This window comes from Synechococcus sp. CCAP 1479/10 (assembly GCF_019038515.1).
Lineage (GTDB): Bacteria > Cyanobacteriota > Cyanobacteriia > PCC-6307 > Cyanobiaceae > Cyanobium.
On the sequence record NZ_JAFKRJ010000007.1, the window covers coordinates 1 to 21,531 of the forward strand.

Annotated in this window: 22 protein-coding genes; 12 read left to right on the forward strand and 10 right to left on the reverse strand. The window is 67.7% G+C overall.

Features of this window, described 5'->3' with window-relative positions:
- Window positions 1-89 precede the first annotated feature (89 nt).
- Window positions 90-992, reverse strand: coding sequence for a polyphosphate kinase 2 family protein (locus KUG39_RS03090; RefSeq protein WP_216912875.1), 903 nt, complete (start codon window positions 990-992; stop codon window positions 90-92).
- A 282-nt stretch (window positions 993-1,274) separates the two neighbouring features.
- On the opposite strand from KUG39_RS03090, the gene KUG39_RS03095 reads away from it, so the two are divergent.
- The 7 genes from KUG39_RS03095 to KUG39_RS03125 all read left to right on the forward strand — a co-directional run bounded on the left by KUG39_RS03095 (window position 1,275) and on the right by KUG39_RS03125 (window position 8,879).
- Entirely contained in the window at window positions 1,275-2,639 is a 1,365-nt protein-coding gene (locus KUG39_RS03095) for a V-type ATP synthase subunit B (RefSeq protein ID WP_216912876.1), read from the forward strand.
- Between the two features lie 5 nt (window positions 2,640-2,644).
- The gene (locus KUG39_RS03100; RefSeq protein ID WP_216912878.1) at window positions 2,645-3,247 is read left to right on the forward strand and encodes a V-type ATP synthase subunit D; all 603 of its coding nucleotides are present in this window, start codon (window positions 2,645-2,647) and stop codon (window positions 3,245-3,247) included.
- The gene (locus tag KUG39_RS03105; RefSeq protein WP_216912880.1) at window positions 3,244-5,052 is read left to right on the forward strand and encodes a V-type ATP synthase subunit I; all 1,809 of its coding nucleotides are present in this window, start codon (window positions 3,244-3,246) and stop codon (window positions 5,050-5,052) included. Before KUG39_RS03100 ends, KUG39_RS03105 begins: the two co-directional genes overlap by 4 nt.
- Window positions 5,049-5,501 (forward strand): ATP synthase subunit C, encoded by a 453-nt coding sequence (locus tag KUG39_RS03110; RefSeq protein WP_094585394.1) that lies wholly within the window; start codon window positions 5,049-5,051, stop codon window positions 5,499-5,501. The genes KUG39_RS03105 and KUG39_RS03110 overlap by 4 nt, the downstream gene beginning before the upstream one ends.
- Window positions 5,502-5,600: 99 nt before the next feature.
- Complete coding sequence (locus KUG39_RS03115; RefSeq protein ID WP_286192906.1) at window positions 5,601-6,302, forward strand: hypothetical protein; 702 nt, start codon at window positions 5,601-5,603, stop codon at window positions 6,300-6,302.
- Between the two features lie 7 nt (window positions 6,303-6,309).
- Complete coding sequence (locus KUG39_RS03120) at window positions 6,310-6,993, forward strand: DUF2764 family protein (protein ID WP_216912882.1); 684 nt, start codon at window positions 6,310-6,312, stop codon at window positions 6,991-6,993.
- The gene (locus KUG39_RS03125; protein WP_216912884.1) at window positions 6,990-8,879 is read left to right on the forward strand and encodes a V-type ATP synthase subunit A; all 1,890 of its coding nucleotides are present in this window, start codon (window positions 6,990-6,992) and stop codon (window positions 8,877-8,879) included. The genes KUG39_RS03120 and KUG39_RS03125 overlap by 4 nt, the downstream gene beginning before the upstream one ends.
- Here the strand turns inward: KUG39_RS03125 and KUG39_RS03130 are convergent.
- The 4 genes from KUG39_RS03130 to rpsD all read right to left on the reverse strand — a co-directional run bounded on the left by KUG39_RS03130 (window position 8,837) and on the right by rpsD (window position 12,549).
- Window positions 8,837-9,637 (reverse strand): class I SAM-dependent methyltransferase, encoded by an 801-nt coding sequence (locus KUG39_RS03130; RefSeq protein WP_216912886.1) that lies wholly within the window; start codon window positions 9,635-9,637, stop codon window positions 8,837-8,839. The genes KUG39_RS03125 and KUG39_RS03130 overlap by 43 nt on opposite strands.
- Entirely contained in the window at window positions 9,634-10,875 is a 1,242-nt protein-coding gene (locus KUG39_RS03135; protein WP_216918206.1) for a hypothetical protein, read from the reverse strand. Before KUG39_RS03135 ends, KUG39_RS03130 begins: the two co-directional genes overlap by 4 nt.
- A gap of 65 nt (window positions 10,876-10,940) precedes the next feature.
- Complete coding sequence (locus KUG39_RS03140) at window positions 10,941-11,852, reverse strand: hypothetical protein (RefSeq protein ID WP_216912890.1); 912 nt, start codon at window positions 11,850-11,852, stop codon at window positions 10,941-10,943.
- Window positions 11,853-11,940: 88 nt separating this feature from the next.
- Window positions 11,941-12,549, reverse strand: coding sequence for a 30S ribosomal protein S4 (gene rpsD, locus KUG39_RS03145; protein ID WP_094585400.1), 609 nt, complete (start codon window positions 12,547-12,549; stop codon window positions 11,941-11,943).
- A gap of 92 nt (window positions 12,550-12,641) precedes the next feature.
- Here rpsD and yidD point away from each other — a divergent pair, with 92 nt between their 5' ends.
- The 5 genes from yidD (at window position 12,642) to KUG39_RS03170 (ending at window position 16,574) form a co-directional block, all read left to right on the forward strand.
- On the forward strand, window positions 12,642-12,947 hold the full coding sequence (gene yidD, locus KUG39_RS03150; RefSeq protein WP_502988630.1) for a membrane protein insertion efficiency factor YidD: 306 nt from the start codon (window positions 12,642-12,644) through the stop codon (window positions 12,945-12,947).
- Window positions 12,947-13,213: a glutaredoxin family protein gene (locus KUG39_RS03155; RefSeq protein WP_190610992.1), complete on the forward strand. Its 267-nt coding sequence runs from the start codon at window positions 12,947-12,949 to the stop codon at window positions 13,211-13,213. Before yidD ends, KUG39_RS03155 begins: the two co-directional genes overlap by 1 nt.
- 55 nt (window positions 13,214-13,268) lie before the next feature.
- A complete protein-coding gene (locus tag KUG39_RS03160) occupies window positions 13,269-14,798 on the forward strand; it encodes a UDP-N-acetylmuramoyl-L-alanyl-D-glutamate--2,6-diaminopimelate ligase (protein WP_216912927.1) in 1,530 nt (509 codons plus the stop codon).
- Window positions 14,799-14,866: 68 nt separating this feature from the next.
- On the forward strand, window positions 14,867-15,589 hold the full coding sequence (gene aqpZ, locus KUG39_RS03165) for an aquaporin Z (protein ID WP_094585402.1): 723 nt from the start codon (window positions 14,867-14,869) through the stop codon (window positions 15,587-15,589).
- 178 nt (window positions 15,590-15,767) lie between these two features.
- Entirely contained in the window at window positions 15,768-16,574 is an 807-nt protein-coding gene (locus tag KUG39_RS03170) for a mechanosensitive ion channel family protein (RefSeq protein WP_094585403.1), read from the forward strand.
- Between the two features lie 49 nt (window positions 16,575-16,623).
- On the opposite strand, the gene KUG39_RS03175 is transcribed toward KUG39_RS03170, so the two are convergent.
- The 5 genes from KUG39_RS03175 to yidC all read right to left on the reverse strand — a co-directional run bounded on the left by KUG39_RS03175 (window position 16,624) and on the right by yidC (window position 21,530).
- Window positions 16,624-17,787 carry an aminotransferase class V-fold PLP-dependent enzyme gene (locus tag KUG39_RS03175; protein ID WP_216912929.1) on the reverse strand — a complete coding sequence of 388 codons (1,164 nt, stop codon included), beginning with the start codon at window positions 17,785-17,787 and terminating at the stop codon, window positions 16,624-16,626.
- A gap of 275 nt (window positions 17,788-18,062) precedes the next feature.
- On the reverse strand, window positions 18,063-18,251 hold the full coding sequence (locus tag KUG39_RS03180; protein ID WP_094585404.1) for a hypothetical protein: 189 nt from the start codon (window positions 18,249-18,251) through the stop codon (window positions 18,063-18,065).
- A 160-nt stretch (window positions 18,252-18,411) separates the two neighbouring features.
- The gene (locus tag KUG39_RS03185) at window positions 18,412-19,902 is read right to left on the reverse strand and encodes a Ycf46 family AAA ATPase (RefSeq protein WP_216912892.1); all 1,491 of its coding nucleotides are present in this window, start codon (window positions 19,900-19,902) and stop codon (window positions 18,412-18,414) included.
- A gap of 3 nt (window positions 19,903-19,905) precedes the next feature.
- Window positions 19,906-20,394 carry a YceD family protein gene (locus KUG39_RS03190; protein WP_216912894.1) on the reverse strand — a complete coding sequence of 163 codons (489 nt, stop codon included), beginning with the start codon at window positions 20,392-20,394 and terminating at the stop codon, window positions 19,906-19,908.
- Entirely contained in the window at window positions 20,391-21,530 is a 1,140-nt protein-coding gene (yidC, locus tag KUG39_RS03195) for a membrane protein insertase YidC (protein WP_216912899.1), read from the reverse strand. Before yidC ends, KUG39_RS03190 begins: the two co-directional genes overlap by 4 nt.
- Window position 21,531 lies beyond the last annotated feature (1 nt).

Below are 21,531 nucleotides of genomic sequence, written 5' to 3' on the forward strand. Positions count from 1 at the left end.
CCCCCCCCCCCCCCCCCCCCCCCCCCCCCCCCCCCCCCCCCCCCCCCCCCCCCCCCCCCCCCCCCCCCCCCCCCCCCCCCCCCCCGCGCTCAGTCCTTCTCCAGGACGGCCCGGGCCGCATCCAGCTGGGCGCGGGCTTCCGGGCTCACCTCGGGATAACGCAGGTGCAGGGAATCGAGGGTTTCGATGATGGCGGCCGCCACGGCGATGCGGGTGAACCACTTGTTGTCGGCGGGCACCACATACCAGGGGGCGTGACGGCTGGCGGTGTGCCGGATGGTTTCGTTGTAGGCGTCCATGTAGTCATCCCAGAAGGCCCGTTCCTTGATGTCGTTGGCGGAGAACTTCCAGTTCTTCTCGGGGCGGTCGAGGCGCGCGAGGAAGCGCTTGCGCTGCTCCTTCCTGGAGACGTTCAGGAAGAACTTCCGGACGATGATGCCATTGTTGTTCAGGTAGGTCTCGTAGTTTCTGATGTCCTGAAAACGCTCGTCCCAGATGCTCCTGGTGATGCGCTCCGCCGGAAGCGTCTGTCGGGCCAGCATCTCCGGATGCACCCGGACCACCAGCGTTTCTTCGTAATAGCTGCGGTTGAAGATGCCGATCCGGCCCCGTTCAGGCAGGGCATTGTTGGATCGCCACAGGAAATCATGGTCCAGATCCACCGATGAAGGCGCCTTGAAGGAGGTCACCTGGCATCCCTGGGGATTGACCCCGCTCATCACATGCTTGATGGTGCCGTCCTTGCCCGCCGCATCCATCGCCTGGAAGATCAGCAGCAGGGCGTAGCGATCCTGGGCATAGAGAAGATCCTGGAAGTGCGCCAGCATCTGTACGCCCATGGAGAGTGCCTCCTGGGCGCGGGGTTTGTCTTCCTGATCCAGATGCAACGTATCGCCGGGATCAAAGTTCTTGAGATGGAAATCCTTCCCATCCTCAATCCGGAAGGGCCTGGCGAATGTTCTGGCGCGCTCGAGGAAGTCCTGTTTCTCCATTCCCTTCTCTCCTTGCCTCGTTTCCAGTGCTAAGTCGTCTGCATGCGGTCCCGGATCCGGTCGCCATCATTCGTAAACCATTCGCGGACCATTCACATCCCATCCGCAAACAGGCAGCGATCTGCCAGGCCCGATCCTTCACCCTAGCCACGGTGTGTGGAGCCGTCAGCCGTGAAGAACAAACCTTATCCCGATGGTTTTTCAGGGTCGCTGATTACACTGAAGGCGGAGAACAGACCGGCGTTCTGACGGCCCTTTCCCTGATACTTCGGTCGACCGCCCATGCCCGCTTCGCTGGTCAGTTATTCGAAGATCCTGGAGATCGTCGGCGATATTCTCCGGGTCGAGGTGCCGGCCGACGCCAGCCACCGCGAAGGGGCGCCCCGGTTCAACGATCTGGCCGTGGTGCAGAACCGCAATGGCACTTCCTCGCTGGCCCAGGTGATCGCCCTGAAGCAGGATTCTGTGTCGCTGCAGGTGTTCCGTGGCACCAAAGGGGTGGCCACCGACTCGGCGGTGCATTTCCTCGGCCATCCGATGCAGGCCACCTACTCCGGCAACATCCTCGGGCGGGTGTTTCGGGGCACCGGTGAGCCGATCGATGGGGGGCCTGGCCTTGAGGAGGATCCCAAGGTCCCGATCGGAGGTCCATCCGTCAACCCGATGTGCCGGATTCTGGCCTCCAAGATGATCCGCACCAACGTGCCGATGATCGACGTATTCAACTGTCTGGTGGAGAGCCAGAAGATTCCGATCTTTTCGGTGTCGGGGGAGCCTTTCAACGCCTTTCTGGCCCGCATCGGGATCCAGGCCGACGCCGATGTGGTCGTGTTCGGCGGCCTGGGGCTGATCTTCGACGATTACTACGCCTTCCGGAAGACCTTCGAGGATGCCGGCGTCTTCGCCCGCACGGTGATGTTCGTCAACCTGGCCTCCGATCCGATCGTTGAGCGCCTGCTGATTCCGGACATGGCCCTGGCGGTGGCCGAACGGTTCGCCGTGGAAGAGGGCAAGCGGGTGCTGGTGCTGCTCACCGACATGACCTCCTTCGCCGATGCCCTCAAGGAGATCAGCATCGCCATGGATCAGGTCCCGGCCAACCGGGGCTATCCGGGTGATCTCTATTCCCAGCTGGCCCGCCGTTACGAGAAAGCGGCCGACTATGCCAAGGGCGGATCGGTGACCCTGCTCACGGTCACCACCATGCCAGGGGATGACATCACCCACCCCGTGCCGGACAACACGGGTTACATCACCGAAGGCCAGTTCTATCTGCATGACGGCGTCCTCGATCCTTTCGGCTCCCTGTCCCGCCTCAAGCAGAACGTGATCGGCAAGGTCACCCGCGAGGACCACAACCAGATCATGAACACCTGCATCCGCCTCTACTCGGGGGCACGGGATGCGGAGCAGAAGCAGGCCATGGCGTTCGAGCTGTCCGAGTACGACCAGCGGCTGATCCGATTCGGAGGACTGTTCAAGGCCAGGTTCATGGACATCAACGTGGATATCCCCCTGGAGGAGGCCCTGGACCTGGCCTGGACCACCCTGGCCGAGTGCTTCCAGCCCAGTGAACTGTTGATGAAGCAGGACCTGCTGGACAAGTACTTCCCAGGCAACAGGCCGACGCCCCCTCCCACCGCGTAAGTCCCATGGCCAGGCTCTCGCTCACCAAGGCCTCCCTGACCAAGGAGAAGTCCCTGCTGCGGACCTTTCAGGACGTCCTGCCGTCCCTGGACATGAAGCGCCGCCAGATCGGCGCGGAACGGGAGAAGGCCCGCCGCCTGCTGGCCGAGGCCCTGGCGAAGGCGGCGGCGCTCGAGCCGGACGTGGCAGCCCGGCTGCCGATGGTCGCCAACACGGCGATCGATCTCTCCAATCTGGTGACCATCGCCGCGCTGGAGATCGGCGAAGAGAACCTGATGGGTACCCGGCTGCCGGTCCTCCAGAGCCTTTCGTTCAAGGTCAGCCCCTATGGCCTGCTCACCAAGCCGTTCTGGGTCGACGCGCTGGTGGTTGTTCTCCAGCAGGCCATGGAGCAGACGATTCGCATCCAGGTGGCCCATCGCCGCGTCGAACGTCTTGAGCGGGCCGAGCGGATCGTGACACAACGCTATAACTTGTTTGACAAGGTGCTGATTCCAAGGGCCAAAAGGACGATTCGCAACATCTCAATTTATCTGGCGGATGCGGAACGGGCGGGTGTGGTCAATTCCAAGATTGCCAAACGCAAGAAGGAGCGCCAGACACCATGACGATCGTTGCCCTGGCCAAGGTTTCTGTCTTCGGTCTTGCGGCCCAGAAGCAGGTGGTGCTGGAAGGACTGCAGGCCCTTGGATGTCTGCATCTGATTGATCTGGGACCAACGGCGGCCCCGGCTGAGTTCACCTCGTCCCAACCGGCCGTTGAGGCCCGCGAAGCCCTGCGCTACCTGATGGATGTGCGCCAGCGCCGCTACCCGTTGAAGGTGGATCCCACGTTCCGGCTCGATGCCGTGGTGGCGAAGGCACTGGAGAACCGCTCCCGCAAGCGGGCTGCCGAGGACAGAATTCTTGCCCTGCGCCACCATCTCGCCGAACTGGCCCCGTGGGGGAACTTCCGGCTGCCCGAACTGGCGGACCTCGGCGGCCAGCGGCTGTGGTTCTATCGGGTCCCCCATGGCAAGCTCGCGGCCTTCCAGCAGGCGCTCGATGGGCTGGCACTGCCGTGGCAGCGGGTCCACGCCAGCCCCCGGCACGGTTATGTCGTGCTCATCGCCGAACAGGAGCCCGACCAGAACCTCCTGCCGGTGGGGCGGGCCCATGTGGGTTCCGAGTCTCCCGAGGCGTTGAGGGCCGAACTGGACCAGGCCCATGTCGCTCTCGATGACATCGAAGCGGAGCATGTGGCCCTCAGCCGCTGGATCTTCCTGCTCTCCAGGCACCTGGTCCGGGCCGATGAACAGGTGGCCCTGGGTCAGGCCGGCCAGAAGACCGCTGATCTGGGCCATATCTTTCAGGTGCAGGGCTGGATGCCGCGCCAGGACCTTCCCCGGCTCACCTGCTTCGCCGAGGGGATGGGGCTGGCCACCTGGGCGGAAAGTCCGACCTCAGAGGACTCCCCTCCCACCTTGATGACGAATCCGGATGTGCTGGCGGGCGGCGAAGATCTCGTCACGTTCTACGAAACACCGGGGTATCGCGACTGGGATCCGTCGGTGGTGGTGTTCTTCTCCTTCGCCATCTTCTTCGCCATGATCCTGGCGGATGCGGGCTATGCCCTGGTGCTGGGTGTGCTGCTTGCCGTCTTCTGGAAAGGCATGGGGTCCAGGCCGTCCTCGCGCCGTTTCCGCGTCCTGGCGGCGGTCGGTCTGCTGTTCTCGCTCCTCTACGGGATCCTGGCCGGAAGTTATTTCGGAGCGTCCCCTCCCGCCGGTTCCCTTCTGGCCCATCTTCATGTGTTGAATCTGGACGATTTCGACACGATGATGAAGGTCTCGCTGGTGGTGGGTGCCCTGCACTTGATCCTGGCCAATGGAATCGTGGCGGTCCGTGGTGCTTCCATCGCTGAGCGGGCCAAGCCCATCGGCTGGATCGCGATCATTCTTGCGGGCCTCAGTCTCTACCTGGGGGCGGGCACACCTTTGGGCCGGGATCTGGGCCTGGGCCTCGGCAGCGGCGGGCTGCTCACCATTCTGTTGCTGAGCAGCGAGCTGCCCCTGGATTCCTTCGGTTCTGTGCTGCTGCGATTGTTTGATGGGCTGTCCTCACTGGCGGAACTCTCCAAACTTTTCGGCGACGTGATGAGTTACCTGCGGTTGTTTGCCCTAGGCTTGGCCAGTGCCTCTCTGGCCCTGACGTTCAATCAGCTGGCGGCTGAAGTTTATCGCTCCGATGTGCCCCTTGGGGTCGTCATTGCGCTGCTGATCCTGCTTCTGGGTCATGGCATCAATCTGTTGCTTGCCATCATCAGCGGCTTCGTCCACGGTCTGCGGCTCAACTTCATCGAGTTCTTCAACTGGAGCCTTGACGAGGAAGGCTACCCCTTCGCACCCTTCAGTAAAAAGGAGACGGCCTTATGAACAACGACACATCCATTCTGGTCCTTGGCTGGATCGGTATCTATGCGCCGGTTGCGTTGGCGGCGATCGGTGCCTCCATCGGTTGCACCACGGCAGGGCAGGCGGCGATCGGCGCCATGATGGAGGTCAGCAGCGGCTACGGACGTTTCGTCGGTCTGTCGGCGCTGCCTTCATCGATGTCGATCTACGGCATCGTCGTGATGTTCATCCTCAACCGACCGGTGACTCCGGCCAATTCCGGTGGCCTTTTCGGCATCGGCCTGCTGTCGGGTCTGGCGTTCCTGATGGCGGCGATCTACCAGGGACTGTGCTGCGCTTCCGCCATTTCCGGGTCCAAGGCCAAGCCCGAGATCTTCGGCCTGTCCCTGGCGCCGGCCGCCATCGTGGAGGGCTTCGCCGTCTTTGCCTTCGTCTTCGCCCTGGTGGCGGCCGGGGGCATTCCCAAATAGGGCCTCTGCGGCGCCTCTCTGGCGCTGGCGCCTGGGTTCCTTTCCTTTCTCCGCTCTCCTTTCCCTTCTCCGTTCTTCCTCCCCAGCCGGGCAGTTCCCATGGCCAACCCGAAGAAGCTCCGGCACGACACACCCCTGGCGGTGGCCTCCGGCGTGGAAGACCTGATCACGCGCCTGCGGGACCAGGGCGTCGAGCAGGGCCGCACGGAGGCCGACGCCCTGTTGAAGGAGGCCCAGGCCAAGGCCGCAGCCCTGCTGGCCCAGGCGGAGGAGCAGGCCCGGCAGATCGTCGATCGGGCCAGGACCGAGGCCGCCTCCCTCCAGACCGCGGGGCAGCAGGCCCTGGAACTGGCTTTCCGCGACGCCAACCTGGCCCTCAAGGCCCAGCTCAGTGACCGTTTCACCGGTGAGGTGCGCCAGCTCGTCGGGGAGGAGCAGGAGAAGCAGGAGACCCTGGAGCGGATGATCCTGGAGATCGTCGGCACGCTCCGCCCGGAAGCCGACCAATCCCAGCAGGTGGAGGTGCTGCTGCCTCGGCGGATCGCCGGCCTGGCCGAACTCAGCCAGCATCCCGAGGAGCTGGAGCAGGGCATCCTCAGCCGCTTCGTGCGCCTCACCGCCCGGGGCCTGCTGCGGGAGGGGGTCAGCTTCGGCGTTTCGAAGGGCCCCCAGGCCGGACTGAAGCTGAAGCTGGTCGACCGGGATGTGGTGCTGGATCTGACCGATGCGGCGATCGCCCAGACCCTGCTGGCCCACCTGCAGCCCCGGTTCCGGGCCCTGCTGGAGGGGGTGGTGAAGTGAGCGCCCGATGAAGTACGTCGTCCTGATGGCCAGCCTGCCGCCCCTGGGGTCGCTGTTTGAGGCCGCGACGCCACCGATTTCCAGGCTCAAGCTGGAACACCGCCTGGGACTGCTGGAGGCCCCTGATCGCCACACCCTCGAGCAGATCGCCAATCTGATCGCCTGGTCGTCCCAGCCCCTGGAGCGCAGTGATGCGGCGTTCATCCAGGAGGCCCATGGCTTCCTGACCTCCAACCGCAACCCCACCCTGCGGAGCCTGGTGACGCAGCGCCTGGACATGCGCACGATCGTGGCGGCCCTGCGCCGCCGTCGCCACGGCGAAGCCCAGCCGCCCAGCGGTGAGATCTGGGGGTTCGGTGAATGGGTGGGAATGATCGAGCGCAACTGGAGTGCCCCGACATTCCAAATGGAGGCGATCTTTCCCTGGCTCAGGCAGGCTCACGACCTGTTGGAGAAGGACGACCTGATCGGCTTTGAGAAGTTGCAGTTCTCCGTCGTCTGGGCGATGTTGAATCGCCTTGCCGCGGGCCATGAGTTTGATTTTGAAGCCTTGATCATCTATCTGGCGCGCTGGAGTCTGGTCAGCCGTTGGTCATGCTACAAAGGAGAAGCGGCCGTCGCCCGTTTTCGTGAGCTGGTGGATGCGGGGCTCGGAAATCACAAAGAACTCTTTTCAGGTGCATCTCAATGAACAGCAGCCCTGAGAGCAACATTGAGTCTTTCCCTGACTACAACCCTGCCAGCGTTGTGGCCGTTCAGGATGATCTCGTCACGATCCAGATGGCCGAGGACAAGCCACGGCCCCTGCTCAAGAATGAGGTGATCTATATCTGCCTGCAGAACCGTGGTGGCGAACGCCAGGAAAAGCTGAAGGCTGAGGTGCTGCGGGTGCGGGGCCGCCTGGCCGATGCCCAGGTGTTCGAGAGCACCAAGGGGGTCGGCATCGGCGATCCGGTCGAGCAGACGGGCGAGCAGCTCTCCGTCACCCTTGGCCCCGGTCTGCTGGGCCAGGTCTATGACGGGCTGCAGAATCCGCTGGCCCAGCTCGCCGCCGGCTACGGCACGTTTCTGCCCCGGGGGGCTGAGGTGTCGCCGCTCGACACCGAGAGGAAGTGGACGTTCCAGCCGGCGGCCCGGATCGGGGACACCCTCCACGCCGGGGATGGGATCGGCACCGTCCAGGAAGGCCGGTTCACCCACAAGATCATGGTTCCCTTCGACCAGCAGGGGACCGTCACCCTCGACTGGATCCAACAGGGAAGTTTCACGATCGACACCGCCGTGGCCCGGATCACCGAGGCCTCCGGGGCGACGCGGTCGCTGACGTTGACGCAGCCGTGGCCGGTGCGCCGCCCCCTGCCCCAGGCGCTGCTGGAGGCCCACCGCTGCGAGCGGCTCTACCCCCAGGAGCCGATGATCACCACCCAGCGCATCATCGACACGTTTCTGCCCATCGCCCGGGGCGGCACCGGCTGCATTCCGGGGCCCTTCGGCGCCGGCAAGACCGTGCTCCAGAACCTGATTTCGCGCCACTCCGATGTGGACATCGTGCTGGTGGTGGCCTGCGGGGAGCGGGCCGGGGAGGTGGTGGAAACGATCACCGAATTCCCCAAGCTGTCCGATCCAAAAACCGGCGGTTCGCTGATGGACCGCACCATCATCATCTGCAACACCTCATCGATGCCGGTGGCGGCCAGGGAGGCCTCGATCTACACCGGGCTCACCCTGGGCGAGTACTACCGCCAGATGGGCTACAACGTGCTGCTGATCGCCGACTCCACCTCCCGCTGGGCCCAGGCGATGCGAGAAACCTCCGGGCGGCTGGAGGAGATTCCCGGCGAAGAGGCCTTCCCCGCCTATCTCGATTCCTCGATCAAAAGTGTCTATGAGCGGGCCGGCATCATCCGCACCAACGACGGCTCCATCGGCAGCCTCACCATGATCGGAACGGTGTCGCCGGCGGGGGGAAACTTCGAGGAGCCGGTCACCCAGTGCACCCTGGGAACGGTGAAGGCCTTCCTGGGGCTGAGTGCGGAGCGGGCCTACAAGCGTTTCTATCCGGCCGTCGACATCCTGCTCTCCTGGTCGCGCTATTTCCAGCAGCTCGAGGGCTGGTTCTCCCAGCATCTCTCCCCGGACTGGGTGGGGCGCGTCGCCGCCATGAACGCCCTGCTCAAGGAGGGCGACCGGGTCAGCCAGATGATCCAGGTGACGGGGGAAGAGGGGGTGAGTCTGGAGGATTTCGTCGTCTTCCAGAAGGCCCAGTTCCTCGACATGGTGTACCTCCAGCAGGATGCCTTCGATGCCGTCGACTCCACCACGCCCCTGGAGCGCCAGAAGACCTCCTTCGATCTGGTCTTCGACCTGCTGCACCGTGACCGCGCCTTCCCCGACAAGACAGCCGCCCGGGACCACTACACCCGGCTCACGGGTCTGTACCGCAACCTGAACTACGCCGCCACCGGCTCCCCCACCTACGCCGGCTATCTGCAGCAGATCCAGGCCCTCGCCGCTCTGCCCGCAGTGGCGGCCGCTCAGCCCGGGGAGGCTGCCGTCCCGGCTGGTCCATCAGCCTGAGCCGGGCCCCGGCGTGAAGCCTTGAGGGTCAGGGGCCAGTGGATGCGCCGCCCCAGCGCCGTCTCCCCCCAGGCGGCCGCCAGGGCCGGACGTAACCGCTCCAGGGGATCGTGGCCCAGGGCGGCCCGATAGCGGGCGCTGGCCGACCAGCTTGCGCCGTAGCCGAGCAACTGCTCCAGGGTCCAGGTGGCTTCCATGGCGAAGGGCGGGGTCTCCAGGCTCTCGAAGGGCAGCACCAGGTCGCGGTAGCCGCTCTCCACCAGCGCCTTCTCGGGGGGCCAGTAGGGACCGACGATGTCGGCGTAGAAGTGCTGCAGGAGCGCATCGGGCCCTTCCCCCTCCAGCTCGGGGATGCCGTAGCTCCAGACGGCCAGCACGCCGCCGGGGCGCAGCACCCGCTCCACCTCACTGAAGAACCGGGGCCGATCGAACCAGTGCGCCGCCTGGGCCACGGTGACCAGATCGAGGCTGTCCGCCTCCAGGCCGGAGTTCTCCGCCTCCGCCAGCCGGTAGTGCACACCGGGATGGGGACGGGCGGCGGCCAGCTGGGAGGCGCTGGCATCGGTGGCCACCACCTCGGTGAAGTGGGCGGCCAGGCCGATGGCGGCCTGGCCCGTTCCGGTGGCGCAGTCCCAGGCCCGCTGGCGGGCGGGGGTCATCCCGGCCAGCCAGGCGAACAGGGGCGCCGGATAGGTGGGCCGGTAGTGGGCGTAGGCCCCGGCCACCGAGCCGAAGTGATCGGTGAAGCCCCCGCTCATGCCACCCCCCGGCGATGCCGCCTCGCCAGCAGCAGGCAGCCCACCAGGGCGGTGACGGTGCTGGCCGCCAGCAGGACCAGCACCCGTCCGGATCCGACCGGCCCGGCCGCGCCGAATCCCAGCCGCACGAGGCTGCCGGCGAGTCCGGTTCCCCCCAGCGCCAGCCCTGCCCCCAGCCCGCTCCGTCCCATCGGCAGGACCGTCAGGGAGGTGGCCGTCAGGCTGGTGACCACGAGGCTGTGGAGCACCCCGAGCAGGGCGAGCTGCGGCAGGCCGGGCCCCCGGGGCAGCAGGAGGCCCACCACCAGGACCCCGGCCAGCAGCAGGATCCCCCCCGCCAGGGAGGGCAGCCGCCCCCATCGGCCCACGGCCCGGGCGGTGAGCGGCGCGCCGATTGCCGAGCACAGCAGCAGCACCGATCCCGGGCCCCAGGTTTCCGGTCCGGGCGCAGCCGATCGGGCCAGGCGGGGGAGCAGGTCGAGCAGGATCTGGCCCAGGCCACCCACCGCCAGGGCGAGGCCCAGCAGCAGGGCGGCCTGGACCAGGTCGGCGGGGCCGAGGGGGGTGGCGAGCCGTTGGCGGCCGCCGGGGCCCTGGCCGTTGCGGAAGCTCAGGGAGGCAGATGACCGGCCCGACCGCAGCACCGTCAGGCCCAGGGCCAGCACCAGAGCGCCCAACAGGAAGGTGGCAGCGGGGCCCAGCCGCAGGGCCAGGCGGGCCAGGTCGCCGGAGAAGGCACCGATCAGCCCCTGGCTCACGGTCAGAACCGCCACGGCCAGCGGCAGGGAGCGCAGCGGAACCGCTTCGTTCAGCTGGGCCAGATTGGGACTGGAGGCCCACTGCACGGCCACCACCCAGAGCACCATCAGCCAGGGCAGGCCTGGGCTGAACCAGGGGGATCCCTGCTGGAGCAGGGCCGCCGTGGTGAGGAAGATCAGGCCGGCCAAGGTCACCGCCACGGTGATCGGCAGCAGCCGGCCGCGGGCCTGGCCGCCGTGGCGATCGGAGAGGGCCCCGCTGAGCGGTTCGACCACCAAGCCGAGGAAGCCGCCCAGCAGGGCGAAGACCGCCAGCAGGTCGGTGAAGCCGAAGCGCTGCAGCAGCACGGGCTGGTAGGTGCTGTAGACGATCCACCCCAGCTGCAGGCAGGCCTGCAGGGCCACCACACCCCCGACGAGGCCCCAGGGGATCGGGGGAGCCTCAGGCCGGGCCGAAGCCCCGGGCTTGAATGGCTGCACAGGTGTCAACAGCAAGGCCGTCTGCGCCCATACCTAGCGGCAGCGGAGGCGGATGGCCGCGGGCGTCAACGCCTGCCTGATGCGACTCCCTGCTTGAGGCGACGGGCGACGGACTTCAGATCCTGCATCAGGCAGGAGATCCTGGTCTTCGTCGTCAAGGCGATGGGGTCGTCATAGCCGAGGGCCTCGCGCAATCTGTGCAGCGATTGTGAGTGCGTGGCTTCCCGAAAGATCGCTGTGGTGAAGGGGTGGCGCTTCATGAGCCGTGGGCGTTCGGCTTTGCGGCCACTGGCCCCGGAGCCCATCTCGGCGCGTGAAATCTGGATCGGATGTTCCGCCGCTTCCAGGCGGGATGCGGCGGCGTCACCAAGTACAGCGGAACGGATCCGGTCCCTTTCGCGCTGCTCATGCAGGGCGAGGGTCTCGATGTGCAGGTTGATGAGGGGGTGGCTGTGGTGGCTCCACGCCAGCCAGCTGTTGAAGTAAAAGTCTGCGTAGTCATCGAGGCGTTCAAAGGCGTTCGCCATCGAGGAGAAGGAGCGGCGCATGGCGAGCCATGTGTCGAAAGGGTCGCGATGGGTGAAAAAACAGGTATGGGGAATCTGGCGGTCGTCAAGCATCTCAACCAGGCTTGGCGCGGCTGAGCCATCAGGGAAATGCTGGAATCTCCAGCCCTCGCCAAAGCTGTGGTCGCGGATCATCAGGACGGAAGCCTCCTGATGGGCGAGGAAGCTGTCGACGAGCAAGTTAAGTCGTCGTTTGTACTCCTGAAGGGCCTCTTCTCTGGTGAACAACTCCAGGGCGCGAACCCGATGCAAGGGGTCTTCTGGGAAATACGTTGTCGGTGAATTGTAGGAATAGGGGTTGGTTTCGCCGGTGAGCCAGGCGTTCTCATCCAGGGCTTTGGCGATGTAGTGAAAGAGGTAGGTGCCTGCGGAACAGGGAAGATTGGCGACCAGGACAATCCGTTTGTCCATGCTCTCTTTCTGATGGCTCGCGATCATAGGCCGCAAAAAGCCCCCGCTGATGGGCGGGGGCTGGGAAGGGTTCGGATGGGGAAGCGGCTCAGACCTTGCGGCTGTAGAACTCCACCACCAGCAGTTCGTTGATCTCAAGGGCGACCCATTCGCGCTCGATGCGGCCGCCCACCTTGGCGGTCATCTTGGCCTTGTCGAACTCGAGGTGGGGCGGGATGTTGGCCAGGCCGGGGAAGGCCAGGTTGGCTTCGGCCAGGGCCTTGCTGCACTTGCGCTCGCGGATGGCGACCACGTCGCCGGCCCTGCACTGGTAGCTGGGGATGTCCACCACCCGGCCGTTCACGGTGACGTGGCCATGGTTCACCAGCTGGCGGGCGCCGGGGACGGTCGGGCCGAGGCCGAGGCGGAAACAGATGTTGTCGAGGCGGTTCTCGAGCAGCTTGAGCAGGTTGGTTCCGGTGGAACCCTCCTGGGCACGGGCTTTCTTCACGTAGCGCACCAGCTGACGTTCGGAAATGCCGTAGTTGAAACGCAGTTTCTGCTTTTCTTCGAGACGGATCGCGTATTCGGAGCGCTTGCGACGGGCTTGGCCGTGCTGACCGGGGGGATAAGACCGTTTAGCGGCCTTACGGGTGAGACCGGGAAGGTCCCCCAAGCGCCGCGTGATCCTCAGGCGAGGGCCGCGGTAGCGAGACATAAGGGAAGGTGACGGAGGTGGATGGTGCGACCCGGAGGCCGGATGGCGTGGTTCACGCTTGCGGCATGCTGGGGAAACCCGGATGCACGCGCGTGCTGCGCCAACCACCCACCCTAGGCGGCGACGGTCCCGGCCTCCTCCAGGGCGCCCTACCGGCTCCTCCGGCCTCACCCCTGTCGGCCGCCGTGGCTGCCCTGCTGCTGGCCCTGATCGGCGCCTACCGGCGCTGGATCTCCCCCCTGCTGGGCCCCCGCTGCCGCTTCATCCCCAGCTGCAGCGCCTATGGGCTGGAGGCGATCGGCCGCCACGGGCCCTGGCGCGGCGGCTGGCTGACCGTCAAGCGAGTCTGCCGCTGCCATCCCTTCACCCCCTGCGGCTGCGACCCGGTCCCGGACTGATGCAGGAGCTGCTGCTGTTCACGCGCCAGGGTTGCTGCCTGTGCGAAGGCCTGGAGGAGAAGCTGGGGGCCCTGGACCCCCCCCAGCCCCTGCAGCTGATCGACGTGGACACCGATCCGGCCCTGCAGGGTCGCTATGGGCTGGCCGTGCCCGTACTTGCGGTGGCGGCCGCTGACGACGGCCCCCTGCGGGAGCTTCCCCGGGTGTCCCCCCGGCTGGCAGGAGCCCAGCTGCAGGCCTGGCTGATCAAGCAGGGGGTCCGCTGAGGGCCACGCTATGACAGGCGCCAGCTTCGTCCCGCCGGACGCCGCCGGCGCCGCCATGTCCCCGCTGCTTCAGCCGCTCCTGCATCAGGTGGGCCTGCCGCCGCTGCCTGACCCCACCGGCGCCCTGGCCCAGGCGGTGGTCAGCGGCGTCAGCTGCGATTCCCGCCGCGTCGGCCCCGGCACCCTGTTCGTGGGCCTGCCCGGCACGGCGGTGGATGGCGGCAGCTTCTGGCCCGAGGTGCTGGCCGCCGGCGCGGTGGCGGCGGTGATCGGTCCGGCGGCGGCTGCTGTCCAGCCCCCGGCCCCCGGCGATCCGGTGCTGGTGGTGGAGCCGCCCCTGGCCCTCTGGGCCGGCCGGCTGGCGGCGGAATTCTGGGGCCAGCCCAGCCGGCGCCTGGCCCTGATCGGTGTCACCGGCACGAACGGCAAGACCACCACCACGTACCTGATCGAGCATCTGGCGGCGGCGTCGGGCCACCCGTCCGCCCTGTTCGGCACCCTGCAGAACCGCTGGCCGGGGTACAGCGCTACAGCCACCCACACCACCGCCTTCGCCGATCTGCTGCAGGCCGATCTGGCCCAGGCCGCGGCGGCAGGCAGCAGCATCGCCGCCATGGAGGTGAGCTCCCACGCCCTCGATCAGCGGCGGGTGGCCGGTTGCCGCTTCGCCGGGGCGGTGTTCACCAACCTCACCCAGGACCACCTCGACTACCACCCGTCGATGGAGGCCTACTTCGAGGCGAAGGCGCAGCTGTTCGCCTCGGATCTGCTCGACGGCGGCGCCGTGGTCAACGTCGATGACCCCTGGGGGGGCCGCCTGGCCGAGCGTCTGGTGACGGCCGACCGGGGATCCGGCGCCGGCCCCTGCTGGCGCAGTTCCCTGGAGGATCCGGCGGTGGAGCTGCACATCAGCGATCTGGTGATGGGCGCCGACGGGGTGAGCGGCCGCCTGCACAGCCCGCTCGGGGACGGGACCTTCCGCTCGCCCCTGGTGGGACGCTTCAACCTGATGAACCTGCTGGAGGCGGTGGGGGCCCTGCTGCAGCAGGGTCTGGCCCTGCCGCCGCTGCTCGACGGCCTGGCCAGCTTCCGGGGTGTGCCGGGACGCATGGAGCGGGTCGGCGGGCCGGCGGGGGTGCCCCTGCCATCGGTGCTGGTGGATTACGCCCACACCCCCGACGGCCTCGCCAATGCCCTGGCGGCCTGCCGGCCCTTCATCCAGGGGCGACTGATCTGCGTGTTCGGCTGCGGCGGTGACCGGGACCGCACCAAGCGGCCCCTGATGGCGGCGATCGCCGCCCGCCTGGCCGACGCGGTGGTGGTGACCTCGGACAACCCCCGCACCGAGGACCCCCAGCGGATTCTCGATGACGTGGTGGCGGGGATCCCAGCCGGCACCGAGCTGGTGGTGGAAGGGGACCGGGCCGCGGCGATCGCCGCCGCCATCGCCGCGGCGGCGCCGGAGGACCTGGTGCTGATCGCCGGCAAGGGGCACGAGGACTACCAGATCCTTGGCACCACCAAGGTGCATTTCGATGATAGGGAGGAGGCCGCCCGGGCCCTGATGGCCCGCGCCGGCGGCTGAGCCGGGGGGACGGCGGGGGATAGTGAGGCGTCCTCAGGCCATTCCCAGCCATGTCTGCTCCCGTTCCGATGCCGAAGCGGTTCCTGGCGGAACTGCTCGGCACCTTCTGGCTCGTGTTCGGCGGCTGCGGCAGTGCGGTCCTGGCGGCCGTGTTCCCCTACGGCCAGGGGGACACCAATCCGCTGGGTCTGGGATTCGTCGGGGTGGCGCTGGCCTTCGGCCTGACCCTGCTGACGATGGCCTACGCCATCGGCCATGTCTCTGGGTGCCATATCAATCCGGCGGTGAGCTTCGGCCTCTGGGCCAGCGGCCGCTTCCCCAGCTCGGCCCTGTTGCCCTATGTCGTCGCCCAGGTGCTCGGCGGTGTCCTGGCCGGCGGGCTCCTCTACGGCATCGCCAGCGGCCGCAAGGGGTTTGAGCTGATCGGCAGCAACCCCCTCGCCACCAACGGCTTCGGTGCCCATTCCCCGGGGGGCTACGGCTTCTGGGCGGCCCTGATCATCGAGGTGCTGCTGACCTTCTTCTTCCTGCTGGTGATCCTGGGCGCCACCCACCGGGACGCGATCAAGGACTTCGCCGGGGTCCCGATCGGCCTGTCACTGGTGCTCATCCACCTGATCAGCATTCCCGTCACCAACACGTCGGTGAATCCGGCCCGCAGCACCGGCGTGGCCCTCTGGGTGGGGGGTGAGGCCATCGGTCAGCTGTGGCTGTTCTGGGTCGCCCCGATCGTGGGCGCGCTCCTGGCGGGCTGGGTGCAGCGCCATCTGCTCGAGGCGGGCGAGCACTGATCGGCGTCCGCTTCCCGGCGCCCTCGCCTCGGCGCCCTCCCCCTTGGCGCCGGGATGGACCCTGTCAGGAAAAGGGGATCGATGGTGTGGGGGATGTCGGAAGATTTCCGGAGGAATCAATGCCGCTCTGCAACGGCGTTGATACCTTGATCCGGAATCGAGCGCCGTCTCTAGTCTGATGCCGACAAATCTGGCTCTGGTGGCGAGTGTCGTCATCCCCTTTCTGTTCAAGTTCGCCGGTGCCGTTGCCCTCTGGATTGCCGGTGGCTGGTGCATCAGATTTGCCCTTCGCATCCTCAAGAGAGGGCTGTCCGCCGGCACCCTTGACCCCACGGTCATCGGCTATCTGATCAACATTCTTGGGGCGGTCCTCCGGGTCATCCTGGTGGTCGCGATCCTGGGCTTCTTCGGCATCCAGACCGCCAGTTTCGCCGCCCTTCTGGCCGGTGCCGGTGTGGCCATCGGCGCCGCCTGGAGCGGCATGCTGAGCAACTTCGCGGCAGGGGTGTTCCTGCAGGTCTTCCGTCCGTTCAGTGTCGGCGACTTCATCACCGCCGGCGGCGTGACAGGAACGGTGGAGGAGATCGGCATGTTCGTCACCACCATCCAGGCGTTGGATTGCGTACGTAACATTGTCCCCAACGGCAAGCTGTTCTCCGACACCATCCAGAACTTCTCCTCCCACCCCTACCGGAGGGTCGATCTGGTCGCCCAGCTCGACAACAGCGCCGACGTGGGCAAGGCCATCGCCCTGCTGAAGGAAGGGATCAAGGCCGTTCCCAACCAGGATCCCAACACCCCGGCCGACATCGAAGTGCTCGAGTTCAGCGAGCGGGGCCCCCGGCTGGCAGTGCGTCCCTACACCCACACCGACCACTACTGGCAGGTTTACTTCGATACCAACCGCATGATCGTGGAGGTCCTTGGCAAACATGGATTCCCGGTGCCGCGGATCCCTGTCGGCATGGCCCAGGGCGGGAACTGAGTTCCCACGCCCGGGACTCTCCAGAGCTGAACTTCCGTAGGGCCGCCTTTCAGCCCACCGAAAGCTGAGCCAGCTGATCCAGCAGCCGCTCCACCTCGTCAGCGGTGCTGACCAGGTGGGTGCAGGCCCGCACGCAGCGGGGGGATTCCAGGGTTCGCAGCCAGGTACCCCGATCCCCCAGCCGCTTCACGACGGCGGCCGGATCCAGGGGTCCTCCCCCGGGATCGGCCATCGTGAAGCTCACCAGCCCCGCCGGCGGAGGCACCGTCAGCAGGGTGCGGACCCCGCCAATCCGCTGCAGGCCTTCCCAGAGCTGGCGGCTGCGCTCCCGGATTGCACCCAGTCGCTCGTCGGCATCGCCCTCGGCCTCCAGCAGCTTCAACGAGCTGTCCAGCCCGGCGAACAGGGGGGTGCAGGAGGTGGCCACCTCGAAGCGGCGGGCGTCGCGGTGGTAGCCGCCGGCGCCGGGGCCGTCGTGCTCCAGGGTGCGCCAGCCGATGAGGGTGGGGCTGCTCGCCTCCAGCAGCCGCTCGGAGACCGCCACCGCACCCAGCCCTTCCGGGCCGCAGCACCACTTGTGGCCGGTGCAGGCATAAATGTCGGCGGCGGCCGCCGCCTCGGCCACCGGCAGGCTTCCCAGGGACTGGGCCGCATCCACCAGCAGCCAGGGATGTCGGGTATGGCCGGCCAGCTGGGACGCCACCGCCGCGATCGGCATCGTCTGGCCGGTGTTCCAGAGCAGGTGGGAGAGCACCACCAGCCGGGTGCGGGGGGTGAGGGCCGCCTCCAGCCGCTCGCCCACCGCCGCGGCTGTGGCGGCGGCGTCACCGGTGAGATCGGCCACCGCCAGGGAGGTGATCCGCAGCTGGTGGCGCCGGGCCAGCTCCTCGAGGGCGGCCACCACGCCGTAGTGCTCGGCATCGCTGACGAGCAGCTCATCACCCGGCTCCCAGGGCAGGCCCCAGAGGGGCAGCACGCACCCCGAGGTGACGTTCTCGGTGAAGGCCACCCGCTCCGGCACCACGCCGAACCAGGCCGCCAGACGCTGCCGCAGCCCCGCCACCGTGCGGTTCACGTAGGGCCAGACGCTGTCGCTGAAGGGGCCCAGCTCCTGGATGGTGGCGAAGGCCTCGCTGATCGCCGCCAGCGACGGGGTGGGCAGGGGGCCCTGGCCGCCGTAGTTGAAGTAGGTCTTGTTGGCCAGGGCGGGCATCAGGGCCCGCAGGGGCATGGCGGTCTCGGCGGGCAAGGGCAGGGGTGGAGGCGCCGGTGAAGCATGGCAGTGGACGCTTCACGCTGGAAGCTCCAGCGAACCCATCGGAGGCTCACCCTTGGGCTGCTTGTCGGCCTTCCAACGCCCGGCGATCGACTTCTCAACGTTGAAAAATTCAACGCTGAATTGATTTACGCAGAAAGGTTCAACGCTGACAGCTCCAGAGGAAACAATCAGCGGAACGATTCAGCCCGGAGAGACTTCCGTTCTTCGTCTCAGTTGCTGGAGATCACCTGGCCCACCACCACGGCTGCCACGGCCGAGAACAGGGTGATGCCGAGGGCCGTCAGGGGGCTCTGGCCCTGGGCCACCGCCAGGGTGGTGATCACGCCGGCACCGAGGCTGGCCACGGCGAGCTGGGAGGTGAGTTCGCTGCCGGAGCGGGGGCTGGGGCTCGGGGTCACGGCGGCTTCGTCACGATTGATGGCCTGACGCTACGGGCGATGAATCGTTCATCACCGCCAGCACGGCGAAGCTGTTACCAGGCGTGGTTGTTCTTCATGAAGCCGTTACATCGGGCCCCATCGATGCATTGAAAGTCTTCCACTTTCGTGGTGATTCGCCTCAGGAAGCCCGCCCGGCCCCTGAGGCCGGCCGTGCCCGGCCGCTGCTGGCCCAGCTGCGCAGGGCCTCCAGCTGCTCCCGGGCCGTGCGCGAGAGGGGCACCACCTGACTGGCCGCCGCGATCAGGTCGGCTTCCCCGAGCTCGCGGCCCTCGCCGAAGGCCAGGTGCATGGCCTCGATCACGGTCTGCTCCAGTTCGGCGCCGGAGAAATCGGCGGTGCGGTCCACCAGCACCTCCAGGGGGATGGCATGGCGGGGCCGCCGCCGCCGCAGCTGCAGGTCCAGGATCGCCCGGCGTTCCTCGGCATCGGGCAGCTCCAGCAGGAAGATCTCGTCGAAGCGGCCCTTGCGCAGCAGTTCCGCCGGCAGCCGCTCCACGGCGTTGGCGGTGGCCACCACGAACACGGCGCTGCTTTTCTCCGCCATCCAGGTGAGCAGGCTGGCCAGCACCCGCTGGCTGGTGCCGCCGTCGCTGCGGCCATCGCCACCGCCGAAGCCCTTGTCGATCTCGTCGATCCAGAGCACACAGGGGGCCATGGCCTCGGCCCGCTGGATCATCTCCCGGGTGCGCGCCTCGCTGGCCCCCACCAGGCCCGCGAAGAGGCGGCCCACATCGAGCCGCAGCAGGGGCATGGCCCAGCTGTGGGCGATCGCCTTGGCGGTGAGCGACTTGCCGGTGCCCTGGGGGCCGATCAGCAGCACCCCCCGGGGCAGGGGCAGGCCGTAGCGCTGGGCCTCCTCGCTGAAGGCGCGGTGGCGCTGCTCCAGCCAGTGCTTCAGGGTCTCCAGCCCGCCGATGTCGGCCGGGGTGGCTTCGGTGGGGCAGTACTCCAGCAGTTCGCTGCGGGCGATGGCCTGGCGCTTCTCCTCCAGCACCTCCGCCAGATCCTCGATGCCCAGCTGCCCCCGCCGGGCCAGGGCCCGGGCCGCCAGCTGGCGCACCCGCTGCTCGCTCAGCCCGTGGCAGGCGGCGGTGAGCTGCTCGAGCACCCCCGGCTGCAGGGGCTGACCGCTGGCCTCGGCGATGGCCCGCAGCAGGCGGCCGATCTCCCCGGCCTCGGGCAGGGGCAGCTCCAGCAGGGTGACGCTGTCCTCCAGCTCCCGCGGCAGCTGCCATTCCGGGGCGCTGATCACCAGGGTGTGGGGCACCTGGCGCAGGTCCGCGGCCAGGTTGCGCAGGCGCCGGCAGACGCCGGGATCGTCGGCGTAGCGGTGGAAGTCCTTCAGCAGCAGGATCGCCCCCTGCTCGGCCGGCAGCCCGTCGAGGGCGCCGAGGGCCGCCATCGGCTGACGCACGGCCTGCCCCTCCAGGCCCGGGCTCCCGCTCAGCCCGCCGATGAAGTCCCAGCGCAGCAGGGTGCGGCCCCCCAGCCGCTGGGCGGCCCGCTCCAGCAGACCCTCCACCCGCTCCTCTTCGAGGCTGCGGATCCAGAGGATCGGCGTGCGGGAGCGGATCAGAAGATCCAGCTGATCGCCCAGGTCGTGGACCATGGCTCAGCGCAGGGAGCGGAGCGCCGCCCAGCGGGGGTCACCGTCCCCCTCGCCGCTGGCGTCGCCGGTGGGCAGCGGCGGGCCGGGGCAGTCGGGGCCGCAGCGGTTCACCAGGGGCAGCTGCAGGCTGAGCTGCTCGAACAGCCAGCGCTCCGGATCGAAGCTGCCCCCCGGATCGAGGCACTCCACCGGATCCTCGGCCGCGAACACCACCTCCTCCTCCTCGGGGCCGGCCACGGCGATCTCCAGCAGCTCCCGGGTGGTCGCGCTCAAGGCGTGGTTGTAGGTCTGCAGGCAGCGGTCGCAGCAGAGGGTGACGATCGTCTCGGCCGTGCCCTCCACCTCCAGCACCGTGCCGTGGTGAAGGGCACGCACCCGGCCGCGCACGGGGGTGAGGCTGGCCAGGCCGGCGATGGCCTGGTCGACCGGCCAGGTGCGGCCCTCGCCCAGCAGCCGCAACTCCTGCAGGGGCAGCGGCTGCACCCGGGTCATTTCTTGGTCTTGGGCTCGAAGGGCAGGCGGCCGCCAGCGCTGCCGCCGCCGGCCGTGGCGGTGGCCGGCTGCTGGGCGAGCTGCTTGTCGAGGATCGCCTGCAGGTTGTCGGGCAGGGCCTCACGGGTGAGCAGGAAGGTCTGGACCCCCTGGAACACGTTGGCCACCACCATGTAAAGCAACACGCCGGCGGGCAGCGGGAAGAACAGGAACATGGCCGTGATCATCACCGGCGTGATCTTGTTGGCCGTCGCCTGCTGGGGGTTGGCGGGCATGCCCATGCCCGAGAGCAGCTGGGAGGCGAACAGGGTGGCGCCGAAGGCCCCCACCAGGATGGCGATGTCCCAGTTGACGGCGCCATCGGTGTAGAAGCCCACCTGGCCCAGGGCCTTGATGAACAGGAAGCCGCTGCGGGCCGCCAGGCCGGGGATCCGGGCCTCGACGGTGGCGTCGCCGGGGGCCAGGGCCGTGATCCTGCCCTGGTCGTCCACCGTCACCACGCTCTCGCCCTTGGTCACCACCCAGCTGGGGGTGAAGCTGTCGCCGTGCTCCACGGTGCCCAGCAGGGAGGCGAAGCTGGTGCCGTCCTTGCCGTGCAGCTCCACCTGGGTGCTGTCACCGACACCGAGCTTGGTGCCGCCCTCGAGGCTGGCGATCACCGGCACGTGCTCGGTCTCGCTGATGAAGATCGAGTGGCTGGCGCTGTTGAAGGGCTTGGCCTCCACCGCGGCGATCTCCTCGGCCGGGAGCACCTTGAGGTTGATCGCGTAGGGGACGTCTGCGAAGGGGGACCCCCGCAGGGTGGCGAACAGGGCGAAGAGGATCGGCATCTGCACCAGCAGGGGCAGACAGCCCGAGAGGGGGCTGCCGAACTCCTTCATCAGACCGCCCAGCTCCTCCTGCTGCTTCTGGGGGTTGTTGGCGTACTTGGCCTTGATCTCCGCCTGGCGCTGCTGCATCACGGGCTGGGCGATGCGCATGCGCCGGGCGCTGCGGATCGAGCCGGCGCTCAACGGGAACAGGGCGAGGCGGATGACCACGGTGAGGGCCACGATCGCGAGCCCATAGCTCGGAACCAATCCGTAGAAGAAATCGAGGATCGGGAGCAGCAGGTTGTCGGAGATGTAGCCGATCACG

Coding starts and splice junctions, on each gene's coding strand:
- KUG39_RS03090 (WP_216912875.1), bottom strand. CDS start 992: ATGGAGAAACAGGACTTCCTCGAGCGCGCCAGAACATTCGCCAGGCCC.
- KUG39_RS03095 (WP_216912876.1), top strand. CDS start 1,275: ATGCCCGCTTCGCTGGTCAGTTATTCGAAGATCCTGGAGATCGTCGGC.
- KUG39_RS03100 (WP_216912878.1), top strand. CDS start 2,645: ATGGCCAGGCTCTCGCTCACCAAGGCCTCCCTGACCAAGGAGAAGTCC.
- KUG39_RS03105 (WP_216912880.1), top strand. CDS start 3,244: ATGACGATCGTTGCCCTGGCCAAGGTTTCTGTCTTCGGTCTTGCGGCC.
- KUG39_RS03110 (WP_094585394.1), top strand. CDS start 5,049: ATGAACAACGACACATCCATTCTGGTCCTTGGCTGGATCGGTATCTAT.
- KUG39_RS03115 (WP_286192906.1), top strand. CDS start 5,601: ATGGCCAACCCGAAGAAGCTCCGGCACGACACACCCCTGGCGGTGGCC.
- KUG39_RS03120 (WP_216912882.1), top strand. CDS start 6,310: ATGAAGTACGTCGTCCTGATGGCCAGCCTGCCGCCCCTGGGGTCGCTG.
- KUG39_RS03125 (WP_216912884.1), top strand. CDS start 6,990: ATGAACAGCAGCCCTGAGAGCAACATTGAGTCTTTCCCTGACTACAAC.
- KUG39_RS03130 (WP_216912886.1), bottom strand. CDS start 9,637: ATGAGCGGGGGCTTCACCGATCACTTCGGCTCGGTGGCCGGGGCCTAC.
- KUG39_RS03140 (WP_216912890.1), bottom strand. CDS start 11,852: ATGGACAAACGGATTGTCCTGGTCGCCAATCTTCCCTGTTCCGCAGGC.
- rpsD (WP_094585400.1), bottom strand. CDS start 12,549: ATGTCTCGCTACCGCGGCCCTCGCCTGAGGATCACGCGGCGCTTGGGG.
- KUG39_RS03155 (WP_190610992.1), top strand. CDS start 12,947: ATGCAGGAGCTGCTGCTGTTCACGCGCCAGGGTTGCTGCCTGTGCGAA.
- KUG39_RS03160 (WP_216912927.1), top strand. CDS start 13,269: ATGTCCCCGCTGCTTCAGCCGCTCCTGCATCAGGTGGGCCTGCCGCCG.
- aqpZ (WP_094585402.1), top strand. CDS start 14,867: ATGCCGAAGCGGTTCCTGGCGGAACTGCTCGGCACCTTCTGGCTCGTG.
- KUG39_RS03170 (WP_094585403.1), top strand. CDS start 15,768: ATGCCGACAAATCTGGCTCTGGTGGCGAGTGTCGTCATCCCCTTTCTG.
- KUG39_RS03175 (WP_216912929.1), bottom strand. CDS start 17,787: ATGCCCGCCCTGGCCAACAAGACCTACTTCAACTACGGCGGCCAGGGC.
- KUG39_RS03185 (WP_216912892.1), bottom strand. CDS start 19,902: ATGGTCCACGACCTGGGCGATCAGCTGGATCTTCTGATCCGCTCCCGC.
- KUG39_RS03190 (WP_216912894.1), bottom strand. CDS start 20,394: ATGACCCGGGTGCAGCCGCTGCCCCTGCAGGAGTTGCGGCTGCTGGGC.